The sequence below is a fragment of the Stenotrophomonas sp. G106K1 genome (genome assembly GCF_037969685.1).
GTDB lineage: Bacteria > Pseudomonadota > Gammaproteobacteria > Xanthomonadales > Xanthomonadaceae > Stenotrophomonas > Stenotrophomonas lactitubi.
The window spans coordinates 1-18,412 of the sequence record NZ_JBBPFR010000006.1; the positions used below are offsets into that span (position 1 = coordinate 1).

The following is an 18,412-nucleotide window of genomic DNA, read 5'->3' on the forward strand; positions in this document are numbered from 1 at the left end:
TCCCATGACAGCGGGACGGTGCGCGGCAAACGAAGTATCCACGGTGGTAGAGCCGAGATCCGCCAGGTCCTCTACATGGCCAGCATGTCGGCGCTGCAGCACGAACCTCGATTGCGGGACTTTTATCGCTCGCTGCGGGCGCGCGGCAAGGAGGCCAAAGTGGCCATCGTGGCCGTGATGCGCAAGATGCTGGTGATCCTCAACGCCCGAGTACGTGACGCCCAAAGCGGACCGACCCCCGCCTGACCTCAGTGCGTGCGTACATCCAGAGGCTGCCGGCCAGCGGCCGGCACTACCGTGCCCGTCTGCAGGAAGGGCCGAAGCTCCTCCTGCAAACACAGTTGCTACAGGGACGTATTTACGGCGTCCCCGCAATCCGACACCACCTCGCCATCCCACGGAATGTCGCTGTTGAAGTTGCTTCGGCTGTTGCAGTTGCTCCGGCCTCTGCGGGTGCCGGGCGCAGCCCGGCCAGAACCCTTACTCTGCCGGCTTGGCGGCCGCGCTGGCGGCGACGCTCGCGGCACGCCGTGACAGCACTGCCTCGCGATGGGCGATGTAGGCGTTGGCGGCGAGGATGATGCCGGCGCCAATGATCGTCCAGCGATCTACCGTCTCGGCGAACAGCAACCAGCCGCACAAGGTCACCAGCGGCAACTGGAGGAAGCTGATCGGGGTCAGCGCGGAGACTTCGCCCAGTCGTAACGCGCGCGTCCACAACAACTGGCCGATGGTGCCCAGTACGCCGGTGGCCAGCAGCCAGACCCAGGCGATGCCGGCGGGCCACACCCACACGAACAAGGCCGGTATCAGCGACAGCGGCACCCAGAACACGTAGGTGTAGAGCACCACGGTATCGGCGCTGTCGATGCGGGTGAGCTGCTTGATCTGGATCGCCACCAGCGAGCTGAGCACGGCGGCGGCCACGGCGATCAGGCTGCCGGACGTGAAGCCGGCCGTGCCCGGGCGCACGATCACCAGCACGCCGATGAAGCCGACCACCACCGCCGCCCAGCGCCGTAGGCGGACCTTTTCGCCCAGCCACAGCACCGCAGCGATGGTGACGAACAACGGCGTGGAGTAGGACAGCGAAACGGCCTGTGCCAGTGGCAGGTGGCCCAGCGCCCAGAACGCACACAGCATCGACCCCAGGCCGATCGCGCTGCGCACGAAATAGCGCGGCAGCTGCTGCGTCTTCAACGGGGCATGGCCCGGGCGCAGCAGCATCGGCAGCAGGGCAAGCAGGCCGAAGGCATTGCGGAAGAACGCCACTTCCTGGGTCGGCACGTAGCGGGTGGCGTAGCGGATCGCCACCGCCATCAGGCCGAACGCCATGGTGCTGCCGAGCATCAGCAGCGCCGCCCGCAACGGGGTGGCGCTGGCGGGTAGGGCGGGTGTGCTCACCACTGTGCGCCGAGCAGGCGGGGCTCCGGTTCGATCGGCACGCCGAATTTCTCCAGTACCGAGGCGGAGATCCGCCGTGCCAGCGCCAGCAGTTCAGTGCCGGTGGCGTTGCCGTGGTTGACCAGTACCAGCGCATGGCTGGGCGCAACGCCGGCGTCACCCTCGCGGAAGCCCTTCCAGCCGCAGGATTCGATCATCCAGGCGGCCGAGACCTTGCGGCGATCGTCGCGGTCTGCCGGGAACACCGGCAGCTCGGGGAAGTGCTGCAGCAGCACCTCCACCTGTTCCAGTGGCAGCATCGGGTTCTTGAAGAAGCTGCCCGCGTTGCCCAGCACATCCGGGTCGGGCAGCTTGCGGCGACGGATCGCGATCACCGCATTGGCGACGTCCACCGCACTCGGCAGTTCCACGCCCTGCGCCTGCAGTTCTTCACGGATGCCGGCGTAGCCCATGCGCAGGTCATGCAGCAGGGGCAGCTTCAGTTCGATGGCGGTGATCAGGTAGCGGTCCGGCTGTTGCTTGAACACGCTGTCGCGGTAAGCAAAGCCGCACTGCTCGTTGTCCAGCCGTACCCAGGTCTTTTCCAGGCAGTCCCAGGCCTCTACGGTCTGGATGAATTCGCCGACCTGGGCGCCATAGGCACCGATGTTCTGGATCGGCGATGCACCGGCCGTACCAGGAATCAGCGCCAGGTTTTCCAGTCCGGACAGGCCTTCCTGCAGCGACCACATCACCAGCCCGTGCCAGGACACGCCGGCTCCGGCGCGGATCACGGCGTGGTCCGCACGGTGTTCCAGGAAGGTGATTTCGCGGTTGCCGAACACCAGCACGGTGCCGGGCAGGTCGTCGGCGATCAGCACGTTGCTGCCGCTGCCGAGCACCAGCAACGGGCCATCGGCTACCTCCGGCAGGGCCAGGACCTCCGGCAGCAGCGCGGCATCGTGCAGTTCCAGCAACTGCGCGGCGCTGGCCTGCACGTGGAAGGTGTTCAGCGCCTGCAGCGGCGCGTTACGGGTGAGGGTCCAGCGCAGCGGGGCTGCAGTGTTGTTGGTGTCGTCCATGGGGGTACTCACAGCGGTGCCACCGCGCCGCGGCTGGGCGCCTCGCGTCGGCGCCGGATCGCCTCCACACAATCGGCGACCAGCGCCGGGCCCTTGAAGACCAGGCCGCTGTAGCACTGCACCAGCGCTGCACCGGCGGCCATCTTGGCCACGGCGTCGGCACCGGACAGGATGCCGCCGACACCGACCAGCGGCACCGATTCGGGCAGGCGCGCGCGCAGGCGGCGCAGCACCAGGGTGGACTGCTCCAGCACCGGGGCACCGGAAAGGCCGCCGGCTTCATTGGCCAGCGGATCGCCGGCAACCCGGCTGTGGTCGATGGTGGTGTTGGTGGCGATCACACCGTCCACCTGCAGTTCGCCCAGCACGCGCGCGGCGGCGTCGATGTCGCGCTCGCTGAGGTCCGGGGCCACCTTGACCAGCATCGGCACGCGCCGGCCATGCCGTGCGGCCAGCGCTTCCTGGCGCTCACGCAGCTGGCTGACCAGCTGCCGCAGCGCGGTCTCTTCCTGCAGCTCGCGCAGGCCGGCGGTATTGGGCGAGGAAATATTGACGGTGATGTAGTCGGCCAGCGGGTACACCTTGTCCATGCAGGCGATGTAATCATCGGCGGCCTGTTCGTTGGGGGTGTCCTTGTTCTTGCCGATGTTGATGCCGAGGAGGCCGCGCCGGTTGCGCGCGCGTTCGACGTTGCGCACCAGCGCATCCACGCCCGCATTGTTGAAGCCCATGCGGTTGATGATCGCGTTGTGCGCCGGCAGCCGGAACAGGCGCGGCTTCGGGTTGCCGACCTGCGGCCGCGGCGTGATCGTGCCGATCTCCACGAAGCCGAAACCCAGCGCGAACAGCGCATCGATGTGCTCGCCATTCTTGTCCAGGCCAGCAGCAAGGCCCACCGGATTGGGGAACGTCAGCCCGAACACCGTGCTGGGCATCGGCGCGATGCGTGCGGCCACCAGCGGCGTGGTGCCGGTGCGATAGGCCAGGTCCAGAGCGGACAGGCCGAGACCGTGGGCGCGTTCGGCGTCGAGCGAGAACAGGAAGGGGCGGGCAAGCGAATACATGCGTTGGTTTCAGTCCAGCGTGCCGAGGAAGGCTCGGGTTCGATATTCAAAAGCGACCTGGCCGTCGACGGCGTGGGCGGTGAACAGGTCCTGCAGCGCAGCCAGCATCGGCGCGTGGCGCGGATGGCCGGGCTGCGGCGCGTAGGAAGAAGACAGCAGGCGCCCGCTCAGGGCGTCCAGGTCCAGGTGCTGCACGTTCGGCAGTTGCACCATGCCGCGCAGGCCGGAGCCGAACCAGGCCTGCATGGTGTCGTCGTCCTGGTAGCGTTCGGCCACCGCGGTGTAGTCGGTGCCGTAGTCCAGCAGCAGTTGTTCGTAGCCGACCAGGAACGGACTGGCATCGAGCAGACGCGAATTCCAGTAGATCAGCGCCAGGCCGCCCGGGCGCAGGATGCGCTGCCACTCGGCGCGCACGGCCACGGTGTCGAACCAGTGGAAGGCCTGCGCGGCACTGACCAGGTCAACGCTGGTATCGGCCAGGCCGGTGGCCTCGGCGCGGCCATCGACGGCGGAGAAGTGTGGATACTGCGGCGCCAGCCAGTGCTCGGCGGCGGTGCGCATCGCCGCGTTGGGTTCGACGGCGACCAGTGGATGGCCGGCGGCCAGGAACTGCCGGCTGGAGATGCCGGTGCCTGCGCCGATGTCAGCAACCAGCGCGCTGGTTGCCACGGCCATCGGGCCATGCAGCCAGTCCATCAGCGCGGCCGGATAGCCGGGGCGGTAGCGGACATAGTCCGCGACGCGGCTGCTGAAGCGTTCAGTGCTGTCCGGGGAGGTCATCGTGCTTTCACCAGCGCAGTCCAGGTTTGGCGTCGGCACCAGCCGCCACCATCGCGAAGATCAGGATGGCCACCAGGCCCACCGCAGCGAGGATGTTGAGCCAGCCCATGATCAGCCCGGCCAGGGCCATGCCATCGCCCTCCTGTTCGCCAGCGCGGCGGCGGATCTCGGCGCGGGCCAGGTGCCCGGTGATGATGGCAACGACGGCGGCGACACCCGGCAGCACGGTCCAGCTGCAGATGCCCGCGATCAGGCTGACCACGGCCAGGGCGTTGCTCTGTCGGGGTGGCACGCTCATCGAGTCCTCCATGGCAGTGCCGACATGATAGTGCCTCTGCTCCGGCAATCCCATGGGCAGTGCCCTGTAGAGCCGAGCCCATGCTCGGCTGACGCTTCGGCTGGTACGGCATCGCCCGCGTTGCGCGCGCAAGCCGAGCGTGGGCTCGGCTCTACAGATTCAGCCCATCAACACCTGGCCGCCATCGACGTTGAGCACGTGGCCGGTGATCCAGCGCGCCAGCGGCGAGCACAGGAACAGCGCGGCGTCGGCGATCTCGCGCGGCTGCCCGAAGCGGCCGAACGGAATCTTCGCCAGGGTGCCGTGGTACAGCGCCGGGTCTTCGACACGACGTCGATCCCAGAGACCATCGGCGAATTCGATCGAGCCTGGTGCAATGGCGTTGACCCGGATCCGGTCCGGGGCCAGAGCCAGCGCCTGCGAGGTGGTGTAGTGCGAGAGTGCGGCCTTGGCCGCCGCATACGGCGCGCCGCCGGGACGCGGCTGCTGCGCGGCGATGGAGGACAGATTGAGGATGCAGGCGTCCGACGAGGCGCGCAGCCACGGCAACGCAAGGCGCGAGGCGCGGACAGCGGCCATCAGGTCGATCTGCAGGCTGGCGGCCCAGCTGTCTTCGTCATCGGCCATGCCGTAGCCGGTGGCGTTGTTGACCAGCACATCGATGCCGCCGAGCGTATCGGCGGCGGCCTGCAGCCAGGCGTCTATGCGGCCAAGGTCGCCCAGATCGGCGACGAAGGTGTGCAGCTGCGTGCCCTGTGCCTGCGCATCGGCCTGCAGGGCATCGAGGCCGGCCTGGCCGCGCGCGCAGACCGAAACCTGCGCTCCGGCGCCGACAAACGCCAGCGCCAGTTCGCGACCGATGCCCTTGCTGCCACCGGCAATCAATACCCGGCGGCCGGTGAAATCGATCACCGGCCGGCCGTCGCGCAGAGACGCGGTCTCTGCCATCACAGGTCGAACTTGATGCCCTGGGCCAGCGGCAGCGAATCGGAATAGTTGATGGTGTTGGTCTGGCGGCGCATGTAGACCTTCCATGCATCCGAACCGGATTCGCGACCACCGCCGGTGTCCTTCTCGCCACCGAAGGCACCACCGATTTCCGCGCCCGAAGTGCCAATGTTGACGTTGGCGATGCCGCAGTCCGAACCGGCCGCCGACAGGAAGCGCTCGGCGGTCTTCAGGTTGGTGGTGAAGATCGAGGAGGACAGGCCCTGCGGCACGCCGTTCTGCATGTCGATGGCTTCGTCCAGCGTGCTGTACTTCATCACGTACAGGATCGGCGCGAAGGTCTCGTGCTGCACTACTTCATCGCTGTTCTTCAGGCCGGTGACGATGGCAGGCAGTACGAAGTTGCCGGCGCGGTCGATGCGCGTACCGCCGGTTTCGATGGTGCCGCCGCTGGCCTTGGCCTTCTCAATGGAGGCCAGGAACTGCTGCACGGCACCGTCGCTGTTGAGCGGGCCCATCAGGTTGGCCGGGTCGGTCGGATCGCCGATCTTGCCTTCCACCTGCTTGTACGCCTTGACCAGCGTGGCCAGCACGTCGTCATGGATGGATTCGTGCACGATCAGGCGACGGGTGGTGGTGCAGCGCTGGCCGGCGGTGCCGACCGCACCGAACACGATGCCGGGGATCGCCAGCTTCAGGTCGGCGGTTTCGTCGAGGATGATCGCGTTGTTGCCGCCCAGTTCCAGCAGGCAACGGCCGAGACGGTGCGCCACCTTCTCGGCAACCGTGCGGCCGACCTGGGTGGAACCGGTGAAGCTGATCAGCGGCACGCGCTTGTCGGCCACCATTTTTTCCGACAACGCGGTGCCGGCGTCGTTGATCAGGAAGAACAGATCCGGGAAACCGGCATCGCGCAGCGCTTCATTGCAGATGCGCATCGAGGCGATGGCGGTCAGCGGGGTCTTGTTGGACGGCTTCCACAGGCAGATGTCGCCGCAGATCGTGGCCAGGAACGAGTTCCATGCCCACACCGCCACCGGGAAGTTGAACGCGCTGATGATGCCGACCAGGCCGAGCGGCTGGTACTGCTCGTACATGCGGTGGCCCGGGCGCTCCGAATGCATGGTGTAGCCGTACAGCATGCGGCTCTGGCCCACGGCAAAGTCGGCGATGTCGATCATCTCCTGCACTTCACCGTCGCCCTCGGGCTTGCTCTTGCCCATTTCCAGCGCGACCAGCGAACCGAGGGCGTCCTTGTGCTTGCGCAGCGCTTCGCCGCACAGGCGCACGGCTTCACCGCGACGCGGGGCCGGGGTGGTGCGCCAGACCTTGAAGGCTTCCTGCGCACGAGCGATGACGGTTTCGTACTCGGCTTCGGTGGTGGCGCGGACCTGCGCGATCGGCTCGCCGGTGGTCGGGTTGATCGGGGTGATCAGCTCACCGCCGGTAGCGCTCGACCACTCCCCGTTGCCCAGGTAGGTGCCAGCGTTGATCGCGTCCAGACCAAGGGACTTGAGCAGCTCGGAAGACATGCAGACTCCTGTGTTTCGTTACGTTGTGTTTGGTGCCGTCGCGGGCAGGTGGGGGCGCGACGAACTGAGCCGCCGATGGTAACAGAGCGACCAGAACTGCCATGGTGCGCCGCGCCAGTGGCAGTGGCGTCGCAGACGAATGCTTGGAGGGCAGGGCGGCTTGCCTGTAAACTTGGCGGCTGCATGGCCCCGTAGCTCAGCTGGATAGAGCGTCCCCCTCCTAAGGGGAAGGTCGCCCGTTCGAATCGGGCCGGGGTCACCATCCACGTCGGGCGCATCGACCCGCGCCCGCAAAACGCCGGTGCCATGGATCACGTCCTGCAGCCCGTCCTGCCTTCGCACTTCGCGGTCATCGCCGGCTGGCTCGACTCACCTGAGGCGACCCTGCGCTGGGCAGGTCCCGGTGTGCCGATTCCCTTGCCTGCCGATGCCTTCGCCGCTGCGTTGGCGTTGCCTATGCGCCCGGGCTGGGCACTGCTGGATGCCGACGGCACCTGCCTGGGCTTCGGCCAGTTCTGGCAGACCGCAGCTGGCAGCACACACCTTGGGCGCATCATCGTGTCGCCACAGGCACGCGGCCGCGGGCTGGGCCGGGCGTTGATGATGGCGCTGTGCGCCGAAGCCGTTCGCCGCACCGATGCAGTGCAACTGACATTGAAGGTCTATCGGCACAATCCGGCCGCCGTGGCGCTGTACCGCGACCTTGGCTTCGTTGCCAGCGAAGAAGCGTCCACGCCAGAACTGCTGTTCATGGCCCGCCGTACCGCCTGAGCTGCGGAAGAGCGCTCTCCACTCCCGCTGCACATCACCTGCACGCGCTGCTGCAAGCGGACTCGGCAGTCTGGTGCTGTCCCCATCGGTTGCCTAGGAGCGCCCCCATGAATACCCCCGGCACCCCCAAGCCTTCCTGGCGCCAGCGCAACGTGCTGCTGACCGTTGCCGCCGTACTGCTGGTGATCGTGCTGATCCTGCTTTTCATCCCCTGGTAGCTGCACGGCCGCCGCCAGGTGCGGCGTGATTTCCCTTCCATTTCAATGCCGCCGGTAGCCCATGGCCCGGCGGTTTTTTTGTGCGCGCCCCTGCCGGTCTCCTCGTCCCGGCTCCGAAAATGCGTGACGAATTGCCGGAAAGGGCGGTCCGGCTGCCGGATCCGTGCACGAGCCCCCGGAGGCCGGTTGCTACAACTGTGCTCGCTGGGCCGGCGCCAAATTCAGCAAATTTAAATGTGACGTACATCACACAATTGTTTGTATTGTGTTATCTTCGTCACAGTTTTGCGCACCTGACCAACAGGGGCCAGGGATGGTTGTAGTCGCCACGGAGCCGGCAGACACGCATTCGTAAGCGTCTCCGGGTCCGGGAGAACCATCCCCGGCAACCCACTGAACAGCGGCCCCACTGCGGGGCCGATGACGGGGAAAAAACCAACATGTGGCAGTCGACGACGTCGCGCATCAGCGCGGGCGGTGAATCCGTTCATCCTGAAAAAAGTGCACACCCAGGCCGGGCCGGACGATGGCTGGCCGCTGGCCTGCTGTTGCTGCTCTCAGTGCTGCTGCCATCGTCGACCTGGGCTGCGGCCTACGCGACCGGCGGCACCAGCCCCTACCGCAACACGGTGCTGTGGCTGACCTGGGGCGGCGGCTCGGCGCTGGGCACGCATGGGGTGACGCTGAACAGTGGCGATACCTCGTCGATCTCCATGCCCGTTGCCTCCGGCATCGACCTCAACGTCAGCTGCAGCCTGGCCAACATCAGCGGTGGTGGCATCCTGCAGAGCTACCGTCCCGGCAACTTCAGCGGCGACAGCCTGGATGACCTGTACAACGTCGGTGGCGCTGGCGGTGCCAACCAGCTGATCGCGGGCATCTCGCGCAGCGCCGGCACATCCTCTTTCGAGATCAACTGCGTCTCGACACTGGGCGGCGCGCCCTATCGTCTGCGCGGCGTGGTGATGGCCGACGCCGAGTCGATCAACAACAGCGGCGAGTTCGTCGAAGCCAGTGCACTGGGCACCTGGAACGTGGTGGAGATGCGCAAGAACCTCGGCGCAGGTGCCTACAACGTGACCAAGTCCAGCAGCGGCGGCAACAGCGTGATCCGCTTCGGGCCGGGCAACGACAACAACACTGCTGCGGTGACGTTCCTCAACTTCGACAATGCCGCGCATGCGCCGGGCAACCTCGCGGTGAACATGGGCTTCTCGATGCGCGGCGGCGGCACCACCGCCATCGCCATCGGCCTGCTGGTGCCCTACGCCGACTTCGGCGATGCACCGCAGAGCTATGGCGACGCCATGCACGTGGTGGACGATCTGCAGTTCCGCCCCGATGGCCTGCCGGTCAATGCCACCCCCACCAACATCAACACCGCCGGCTATACACCGGGCGGCCTGGCACCGCCGCTGACCGACTTCCTCGGCACCGTGGGCCCGGATACCGAGCAGAAGAGCAGCTACAGCGCCGATGCGAAGGGCGACGACAACTTCCCCGCGGGCAATCCCAACGAAGAGAATGCCTGGTCGACGAACTACGTGCTGACGGTGATGCAGGCCGGTACCCAGATCGGCCAACCGGTGGCGTGCGTGGGCAACGGCAGCGTGGCTGGCTGGATCGACTTCAACCGCAACGGCACCTTCGACCCGGGCGAGCGCAGCAACACCGCTGCCTGCAGTGGCGGCGGGGCCAATCTGAGCTGGACCGTCCCCGCGCAGGTAAGCGCCGGTACAAGTTACGTGCGCCTGCGCTATGCGACCAATGCGGCGCAGATCCAGCAACCGACCGGCGTGGCCGATGACGGTGAAGTGGAAGACCATCTGATCACCATCACCGCACCCGCGCTGAAGGTGGTGAAGGGCAACAATGCCACCGGCGGCATCTGGAACTACGGCCAGACCGGTACCCAGTACACGCTGACGATCAGCAACACCACCAGCGTGCCGACCGGCAATCCGCCGAACGTGCCGGCGGGTGTGATCACCGTGCGCGACCAGTTGCCGGCGGGTATCGTGCCGAACTGGACCGGAACCCTCAGCAGCGGCAGCTGGAGCTGTACGGCGAGCGGTCAGGCGGTGACCTGCACCAGCAGCCAGGTGCTGTCGGCAGCCGGCACCGCCGGTGACAGCAGCAGCTTCACCCTGCCGGTGACGGTGTCCGCATCGGCAAGCGGCCTGCTGCGCAACCACGCCAGCGCCGGTGGCGGCTACGATCCGTTCAACGGTGGCAATCCGCCTGAACCGGGCGAGGCGTGCACCGACGCCAACCACTGCACCCGCAGCGATGTGACCGTGCCGGTCACCCGGGTGAGCTATGCGAAACGCTCCAACACCACCGGACCGGTGACGGTCGGAGCGACGGTGAGCTACACGGTCGATGTGACCATTGCCGACGGCAACAGCCGCGACGTGCTGACCCTGACCGATACCCTTGGCACCGGCCTGGACTTCGCCAGCGTGACCAATGCCGGCGCCTTCACCTGCAATGCCGCCAATCCGTTGGTGTGCACGCTGCCAGCGGGCACCGTGCCGGGCACCTACAGCCTGACCTATGCGGCCACCGTCAACGCACAGGCCAGTGGCCAGGTGGTCAATACGGTGGTTGGCACCGGCACCGACACTCCCACCTGCAGCAGCAACTGCACCACCACCACACCAGTAGCGGCGCCGCGCATCTCGGTATCCAAGGCCAGCGGTGCGGCCGGCCCGGTCGCGGTGGGCGACAGCGTTGCCTACACGGTGAGCGTGGTCGTGGCCGATGCGCGCACCACCGCTGTGACTACGCTGACCGACACCCTGGGCACCGGCCTGGACTTCGGCAGCCTGACCAATGCCGGCGGCTTCAGCTGCGTGCCCGGCAATCCGCTGGTGTGCACGCTGCCTGTCGGCACGGTGCCAGGAACCTATGCGTTCTCGTATACCGGCATCGTCAATGCACAAGCTGTTGGCCAGGTGCGCAATGCCGTTGTGCCGAGCGGTCCCGACAATCCGTCGTGTGTCGGCAGCTGTGATACCACCACGCCACTGGCCAGCCCGCAGGTGAGCTACGCCAAACAGGCGTCCACCGGTGGACCGGTGGGGGTGGGCGACAGCATCGGCTATACGCTCAGCGTGACCGTTGCCCGTTCGCGCACCACCGATGTGGTCACCCTCACCGATACGCTGGGCAGCGGCCTGGATTTCAGCAGCGTGACCAGCGCCGGCATCTTTACCTGCAATGCGGCCAACCCGCTGGTGTGCACGCTGCCCGCCGGGACGGTGCCGGGTACCTACAGCCTGAGCTACACCGCCACGGTCAATGCGCAGGCCAGTGGCACCGTGCGCAATGCGGTGCTCGGCACCGGCACCGACACGCCTTCGTGCACGACCAACTGCGATACCACCACGCCGGTGGCGACGCCGGGCGTGAGCTATGCCAAGTCGGTGAACAGCGCCGGCCCCGTGTCGGTGGGTGACAGCCTGACCTACACCTTGACCACGGTGGTGACCAACTCGCGCACCACCGACGTGGTGACGCTGACCGACACGCTGGGCAATGGCCTGGATTTCGGCAGCGTGACCGGTGCCGGCCTCTACGCCTGCAATGCGGCCAATCCGCTGGTGTGCACATTGCCGGCGGGTACCGCACCGGGTAGTTATAGCCTGTCGTACACCGCCGTGGTCAACGCCCAGGCCACCGGCCAGGTGACCAATGCGGTGCTGGGCAGCGGCGGCGACAACCCGAGCTGCACCGTCAACTGCGATACCACCACGCCGGTGGCAGGCAGCCAGATCGACTACCGCAAGACCTCGGCCGCCGCCGGCCCGGTCAAGGTGGGCGACAGCATCGCCTACACCCTGACCGCGGTGGTCAGCCGCTCGCGCACCACTGCTGTGTTCAGCCTGACCGACACGATGGGGCAGGGCCTGGACTTCGGTTCGGTCACCGCCACTACCGGCTTCACCTGCAACGCCGCCAATCCGCTGGTGTGCACGTTGCCGGCCGCCACCGCACCGGGGACCTACACGGTCGACTACACCGCGACGGTGAATGCGCAGGCCAAGGGCAGCGTCAGCAACGCCGTGCTTGGCAGTGGCACAGGAACCAATACCTGCACCACCGACTGCACCACCACCACCCCGGTGCTGGCGGCGACAGTCACTTACCGCAAGTCCTCCAGCACCGCATCGCCGGTCAACATCGGCGATGCGGTGGACTACAGCGTCGAGGTGGTGGTCGCCAACTCGCAGACCACCGATGTGCTCACCCTGACCGATACCCTGGGCACAGGCCTGGACCTGCAGTCGGTGACCCAGCCGGGCGCCTTTACCTGCAACGCCAGCAATCCGCTGGTATGCACGCTGCCGGCGGGCACCGCACCCGGGACCTACACGCTGGGCTACCGCGCGCAGGTCAACGCGCAGGCCAGTGGCAGCGTCCGCAATGCGGTGCTGGGCAGTGGCGGCGACACCCCCACCTGCACCGGCACCTGCAGTACCGAACACGTGCTGGCCGAGCCGCGCGTGGTGCTGGAAAAGCTGTCCGGCCCGGCCAGTGGCAGTGAAGTGCGTCCGGGCGACCGCCTGCGCTATACCCTGCGGGCCACGGTCGAGCGCGCTTCGCTGCGGCAGCCGCTGCAGCTGCTGGATACGCCCGACGCCGGGCTGAGCGTGGACACGCTGCCGGCTGGCTGCGTGCAGCAGGGCACCGACATCGTCTGCACGCTGCCGACCGGTACGCCGGTGGGGCAGCATGAATTCGTCTACCAGGCCATCGTCAACCAGGAAGCACGCACGGAAGTGCTCAACCGCCTGCGCGGCCAGTACCCCGATGGTTCGCCGCCGCCGGAATGCAGCACCTGCGAAACGCGGCACAAGGTGATCTCGGACTTCGCGCTGCGCATCACCAAGACCGCCAACCCGCGCCTGGTGAAAGTCGGCGACCTGGTGCGTTACCAGCTGGTGGTCGAGAACGTCGGCAGCAGCCATTGGCGCGACGGCGTGGTGGTCGATACACCGCCGCCGGGCTTCAGCTATGTGGATGGCTCGATGCGCGTGGCCGACGACGACGGCGCGTTCTCGCTGGGCGGCAGCCAGACCCCGCTGCGCATCGGCGCGGTCGACATTGCCGTGGGCCGCAGTGCCACCATCACCTACCTGTTGCGTGTGGGTGCGGGCGTGCGCGCCGGCAACCACATCAACCAGGCCGTGGCCACTGCCGACGACGGCACCCCGCTGTCGAACGTGGCGACCGCTGAAGTGCGCATGGATGCCGATCCGCTGCTGGAAGACAGCCTGGTATTCGGCACCGTGTTCGATGATCGCGATGGCGACGGCTGGCAGGACAGTGCGGAACTGAGGGGCGTGCGCGTGCAGGGTGGTTTCGCACCGGCTGCCTACGTGCCGGGTTCGACCACGCTGGATCGTGGCGATGGCCCGCAGCCGTTGGCCGATGCCAGCGCGCCGCTGCTGCATGGCGTGCAGGTGGGCGTGGTGCATGGGCTTGCGTCTACCTCGGACACGGTCGAGAGCCACCAGGTGGTGATCCGCCAGCGCCTGCGCGAACTGGCCTTCACCGATGATTTCGTGCTGGAAAGCGCACAGGGCCATCGCCTGCAGCTGGATGCCCAGGGTGGCGCAACCGTGCAGCGCAGCGGCGAGGCGGCGAAGGGCCTGACCGCGGCGGAGCCGGTCGTGCATCGCGAGATCGCGCGGGTGGCCGAGGGCTATGAAGTGGCCTACGTGATCCGCAACCACGGCATCCAGGAGCAGGGCATTCCCGGCGTGCGCCTGGCCACGGTGGAGGGCCTGCTGATCGAAACCGATCCGTTCGGTCGTTACCACCTGGCCGATGTGCACGGTGGCGATGCGCGATTGGGCCGCAACTTCATCGTCAAGCTGGATCCGGCAACGGTACCGGGTGGTTCCGAGCTGACCACCGAAAATCCGTTGCTGCGTCGGGTCACCCAGGGCGTGCCGACCCGCTTCAGCTTCGGCGTGCGCCTGCCGCCGTCGCCGCAGGCGGCCGCCGAGCGCGCCGAGCTGGCGTTGGGGGAGGTGTTGTTCGCGCCGGGCAGCAGCGAACTGCGCGCCAGCTATCGCCCGGTGCTGGCGAAGATGGCCGCGGTGGTTGACCGTTACCAGGGCGGTGACGTGGTGATTGCCGCCAACGGCGAAAGCCAGGCATTGGCCTTCGCCCGTGCGGTGGCCGTGCGTGATGCGCTGCAGGCCGAGGTGGCCGAAGGGGCGCGCGCTGGCCTGAGTGTGCAGCTGCGTACCGACGTGCGCGATCCGCACTCGCTGGTTGCTGGCGTTGATGCCGGTGGTGCGTTGCTCGGCAACGTGCTGTTCGACACCGACAAGGCGGTGATCCGCGAGGAGTTCAAGCCGCTGTTGGCCGCGATCGCCGCGCGCTTGGAGCAGATGGGGGGCGGCCAGGTCAGCCTGGTCGGTCATACCGATGTGCGTGGCAGCCACGTCTACAACCAGGCGTTGGGCCTGCGCCGTGCCAATGCCGTGTTCGAAGCGCTGCGCGTCCAGCTCAGCCCCGCCGTGCAGCAGCGTCTGCGCGTGCGCAACGAGGAGACCGCCGCCACCCGCGCGGCGGCCCGCCAACAGGAGGCCCGCCGATGAGCGCCCATCACTCTGTCGTCCGGCGTCCTGCCCGCCTGCACCGCGCCGCGTTGTACCAAGCGCTGCTGTTGAGCCTGACAGCAACCGCACAGGCGGCGCCACCGCCGGCCAACGTCACGTCCAGCGACGCCGCGCCGATCCACTGCGAGAGCAATCAATGCAGCGCCGACGGCGACCTCCTGTTCACCCTGCGCTCGCGCAGCTTCGATGAGCCGGTGACCGACGGCACGTCGACGCGTTCGTCGTCGCAGGTACTGCAGCCCGACCGCCGCGTAAGTGTTGCCCTGGACGAGCCGGGCAAGGCGACCGTGCGCGGTGAGTTCATGATCCGCCTGCCGGAAGGCGGCGCGATCTGGGCCACCGAAGACCCCGCCATGGGACAGCCCGAGCTGTCGATCTCGGCGCCGGGCATGGTGGCGTTCGACCAGGGCCGCATCGTGCGACCGGTCGAATTCTTCGTGCGTGGCAACTACACCGCGTTCATCAAACGCCTGGAAGTGAGCATCTACCGCGGCAGCGACAGTGACCGGGTCGCGCCCCTGGCGACCTTTGAACTGCCTGTGGCTGCGGTCGGGCAGGGCAGTTGGGACGGCACGCTGCCGGCGTCCACGCCACTGCGTCGCGGTGACCGCCTGCTCTATGTGCTGCGCGCATACGATGCCGAGGGCAATGTCGATGAGACGTCTGCGCAGTCCATGCAGCTGGTGACGCTGGCCGAAGTGGAGCGTGGCAACCAGCAGTTGCGTGACGCCATGGAAGATCGCCGCGGTACTTCCGTTGATGCCAGCCAGGCCGCTTCGTTGTCGCTGCTGGAGCAGCTGTTCGACAGCAACGGCCTGCGTCAGCAGAACATCCCGGTGTACGGCTCGCGCGTGCGCCTGCGCGGCCGTGACCTGCCGCTTGGCGCGGCACTGAAGATCAACGGCGAAAGCTATCCGCTGGACCAGGATCGCAAATTCGCCGCAGAATACCTGATGCCGATCGGCCATCACGCGTTCGATGTGCGGGTCGAGCGACCCGACGCACCGGCGATCGCACGGACCCTTGAGGTGGATGTCAGCGGCCGCTATCTGTTCGGCGTTGGCTTGGCCGACGTCACGGTGTACCAGAACAAGGCCAGTGGTGCGGGCCGCGATATCGCCCGTGGCGAGCGCGATGACGATGTACTCAGTGACGGGCGCCTGGCGTTCTATCTGAAGGCCAAGACGCGCGGCCGCTATCTGCTGACTGCGCAGGCCGATACCCAGAACCGGCCGTTGGACGAGCTGTTCACCGGCTTCACCACCGCCGATCCGCAGGACCTGTTCCGCAGCCTGGATCCGGACCTGTATTACCCCACCTACGGCGACGATTCGCTGACCCAGCGCGACGTCGACAGCATGGGGCGCTTCTACCTGCGCATGGACTGGGACAAGAACCAGGCACTGTGGGGCAACTACAACACCGGCCTGAGCGGTACCGAATACGCCCAGTACGTGCGCTCGCTGTACGGTGCGGCGCTGTCGTGGCGCTCACGCGGCGCCAATGCCTGGGGCGATGCGCAGACCGAACTGCGCCTGTTCGGTTCGCAGGCCGAGACCGCGCCGGGCCACAGCGAGTTCATCGGCACCGGCGGCAGCCTGTACTACCTGCGCCACGCCAGCATCCTGCGCGGCTCGGACCAGGTGGTACTGGAAATCCGTGACCGCACCACCGGCCGTGTCGAGCAGCGGGTGTCGCTGGTGCGCGGTGCCGACTACGAGATCGACGCGCTGCAGGGCCGCATCCTGCTGACCCGGCCGCTGGCCCAGGTCAGCCGCGAGAACCTGCGCCGGATCAGCCGCGACGTGCCGCTGGACGGCTACGAGCAGCGCCTGATCGTCGATTACGAATGGGTACCGACCGGTTTCGACAATGACGACATCACCGCCGGCGTACGTGGCAAGCACTGGTTCGGCGATCACGTGGCGGTGGGCGCCACCTATGTGGACGAACAGCGCGCCGGGCAGGACTATTCGCTGCGCGGTGCGGACCTGACCCTGCAGGCCGGTCGGGGCACCTACCTGAAGGTCGAACACAGCCGCAGCGAGGCGACCAGTGCCCCGGTGTTCTTCTCCGACAACGGTGGCCTGAGCTTCACCCGCCTCAACCCCGAAGGGCCGCGCGAAGGCGAGGCGACCGCGGTGGAGGCACGGGTGAACCTGCGCGAGCTGGGCTGGACCCAGCGCGACTGGAGTGCCGGTGCCTGGTGGCGGCAGGTCGACGGTGGTTACTCGGTGGGCCGCTTCGACACCGGCCAGCGCGTGCGTGAGCAGGGCGCCGAGCTGCTGGGCTACGTGACCGACGATTTCAGCCTGTACGCGCGTTACAGCGAAGCACGGCGGGGCAATGAATCGTTGATCCAAGCCCAGGCCACCGCCGAATGGCGGATCGGCGACAACGACCGCGTGTCGGCCGAGCTGCGCCGGGTGCAGGAGGACCGCGGCATCGGCAGCAATGCCGGTGTGCTGGCAGCAGCGCGCTACACCCATCGCATCGGCACCGCGCTGGACATCTATGGCGGCGGTCAGCTGACCGTCGATGACGATCATGGCCGCTACGCGGACAATGATGCGGTGGTCGCCGGTGGTACCTACACCTTTGCCAACCTGTCCACGATCGGCGCGGAGGTGAGCGATGGTGATCGGGGCAGTGCCGCGCAGGTCAATGCCGAGTACAAGCTGACCCCGCAGCACAGCTTCTATGGTGCGTTCACCCAGTCCACCGACCGCAGTGAATACGATCCGCTGTTCAGCCCCAACGCGCAGGACGGCTGGACGCTGGGCCAGCGCTGGCGCCTGTCCGACCAGGTCAACGTGTTCAATGAGAGCCAGTTCCTGAAATCCGGCCAGGAATCGGGCCTGGCGAACACCTTCGGCATGGATTTCTATCCGGCGGTGGGCTGGAACGCGGGCTTCACCCTCAGCGATGGCAAGCTGGATTCGAGCAGTGGCCAGGTCGACCGCAAGGCCGTCAGCCTGTCCGGCGGCCGTACGTCGCCGGGTACCGAGTGGCAGAGCAAGCTGGAGTGGCGTCGTGACACCGGTGCGGAGCGGCGCACGCAGTGGGTCAGCACCAACCGTCTCAGCCATCGTCTCAATGACAGCTGGCGGATCGCTGCGCGGTTCAACTACGCCGACACCGACGATGCGATCAACCCGATGGCCGGTGCGCGCTTCATCGAAGGCAATCTCGGCTTCGCCTACCGTCCCTGGGACAATGACCGCTGGGCGCTGTTCGGTCGCTACAGCTATCTGTACGACCTGTCGACGATGGGCCAGGTCAACGGCGTGGACTACGATCAGCGCACCCAGGTGCTGTCGCTGGAAGGCGTGTACCGCATCGACCAGCGCTGGGAAGTGGCGGCCAAGCTGGCCCGCCGCGAAGGCGAGGTGCGTTATGGCCGCGGCACCGGCCCGTGGTTCGATTCAGCGACGAACTTCGGCACCGCGCAGCTGCGCTATGACCTGGACTACCAATGGCATGGCCTGCTGGAATACCGCCTGCTGGACGTGCGTGATGGTGGTCGCCGGCAAGGTTGGCTGGCGGGTGTAGACCGTGATGTCGGCCGCAACTTCCGGGTCGGCGTGGGCTACAACTTCACCGACTTCAGTGATGATCTGACCAGGTTCGATTACACCCATCGCGGCTGGTACCTGAACCTGGTGGGTCGCTATTGATGACAGGGCAACGCCAGACCA

General features: G+C 67.1%; 11 protein-coding genes and 1 tRNA gene. 5 read left to right on the top strand and 7 right to left on the bottom strand.

All coding sequences use genetic code 11. The annotated features are described in order from the left end of the window. The coding region (locus WKB25_RS07665; protein ID WP_340569810.1) for a transposase at positions 1-246 on the top strand (246 nt) is incomplete at its 5' end. A 234-nt stretch (positions 247-480) separates the two neighbouring features. Here the strand turns inward: WKB25_RS07665 and WKB25_RS07670 are convergent. The 7 genes from WKB25_RS07670 to WKB25_RS07700 form a co-directional block, all read right to left on the bottom strand. Beyond that, on the bottom strand, positions 481-1,368 hold the full coding sequence (locus WKB25_RS07670) for a DMT family transporter (RefSeq protein WP_340569995.1): 888 nt from the start codon (positions 1,366-1,368) through the stop codon (positions 481-483). Positions 1,369-1,400: 32 nt separating this feature from the next. Beyond that, positions 1,401-2,465: a UDP-N-acetylmuramate dehydrogenase gene (murB, locus tag WKB25_RS07675; protein WP_340569811.1), complete on the bottom strand. Its 1,065-nt coding sequence runs from the start codon at positions 2,463-2,465 to the stop codon at positions 1,401-1,403. 8 nt (positions 2,466-2,473) lie between these two features. After that, positions 2,474-3,529, bottom strand: coding sequence for a quinone-dependent dihydroorotate dehydrogenase (locus tag WKB25_RS07680; RefSeq protein ID WP_340569812.1), 1,056 nt, complete (start codon positions 3,527-3,529; stop codon positions 2,474-2,476). 9 nt (positions 3,530-3,538) lie between these two features. Beyond that, on the bottom strand, positions 3,539-4,309 hold the full coding sequence (locus WKB25_RS07685) for a class I SAM-dependent methyltransferase (protein ID WP_340569813.1): 771 nt from the start codon (positions 4,307-4,309) through the stop codon (positions 3,539-3,541). A 7-nt stretch (positions 4,310-4,316) separates the two neighbouring features. After that, entirely contained in the window at positions 4,317-4,607 is a 291-nt protein-coding gene (locus WKB25_RS07690; protein ID WP_340569815.1) for a DUF4190 domain-containing protein, read from the bottom strand. A gap of 159 nt (positions 4,608-4,766) precedes the next feature. Then, positions 4,767-5,555 carry an SDR family NAD(P)-dependent oxidoreductase gene (locus WKB25_RS07695; RefSeq protein WP_340569816.1) on the bottom strand — a complete coding sequence of 263 codons (789 nt, stop codon included), beginning with the start codon at positions 5,553-5,555 and terminating at the stop codon, positions 4,767-4,769. Continuing rightward, complete coding sequence (locus WKB25_RS07700) at positions 5,555-7,087, bottom strand: aldehyde dehydrogenase family protein (protein WP_025874884.1); 1,533 nt, start codon at positions 7,085-7,087, stop codon at positions 5,555-5,557. The genes WKB25_RS07695 and WKB25_RS07700 overlap by 1 nt, the downstream gene beginning before the upstream one ends. 185 nt (positions 7,088-7,272) lie before the next feature. On the opposite strand from WKB25_RS07700, the gene WKB25_RS07705 reads away from it, so the two are divergent. The 4 genes from WKB25_RS07705 (at position 7,273) to WKB25_RS07720 (ending at position 18,391) form a co-directional block, all read left to right on the top strand. Then, a tRNA-Arg gene (locus tag WKB25_RS07705) sits at positions 7,273-7,349 on the top strand. Between the two features lie 44 nt (positions 7,350-7,393). After that, positions 7,394-7,858, top strand: a complete 465-nt coding sequence (locus WKB25_RS07710) for an N-acetyltransferase (protein WP_340569817.1) — start codon at positions 7,394-7,396, stop codon at positions 7,856-7,858. A gap of 766 nt (positions 7,859-8,624) precedes the next feature. Continuing rightward, a complete protein-coding gene (locus WKB25_RS07715; protein WP_340569818.1) occupies positions 8,625-14,693 on the top strand; it encodes a CshA/CshB family fibrillar adhesin-related protein in 6,069 nt (2,022 codons plus the stop codon). Then, complete coding sequence (locus WKB25_RS07720) at positions 14,690-18,391, top strand: hypothetical protein (RefSeq protein WP_340569819.1); 3,702 nt, start codon at positions 14,690-14,692, stop codon at positions 18,389-18,391. Before WKB25_RS07715 ends, WKB25_RS07720 begins: the two co-directional genes overlap by 4 nt. The last annotated feature ends 21 nt before the right edge of the window (positions 18,392-18,412 follow it).

Coding starts and splice junctions, on each gene's coding strand:
- murB (WP_340569811.1), bottom strand. CDS start 2,465: ATGGACGACACCAACAACACTGCAGCCCCGCTGCGCTGGACCCTCACC.
- WKB25_RS07680 (WP_340569812.1), bottom strand. CDS start 3,529: ATGTATTCGCTTGCCCGCCCCTTCCTGTTCTCGCTCGACGCCGAACGC.
- WKB25_RS07685 (WP_340569813.1), bottom strand. CDS start 4,309: ATGACCTCCCCGGACAGCACTGAACGCTTCAGCAGCCGCGTCGCGGAC.
- WKB25_RS07690 (WP_340569815.1), bottom strand. CDS start 4,607: ATGAGCGTGCCACCCCGACAGAGCAACGCCCTGGCCGTGGTCAGCCTG.
- WKB25_RS07695 (WP_340569816.1), bottom strand. CDS start 5,555: ATGGCAGAGACCGCGTCTCTGCGCGACGGCCGGCCGGTGATCGATTTC.
- WKB25_RS07700 (WP_025874884.1), bottom strand. CDS start 7,087: ATGTCTTCCGAGCTGCTCAAGTCCCTTGGTCTGGACGCGATCAACGCT.
- WKB25_RS07710 (WP_340569817.1), top strand. CDS start 7,394: ATGGATCACGTCCTGCAGCCCGTCCTGCCTTCGCACTTCGCGGTCATC.
- WKB25_RS07720 (WP_340569819.1), top strand. CDS start 14,690: ATGAGCGCCCATCACTCTGTCGTCCGGCGTCCTGCCCGCCTGCACCGC.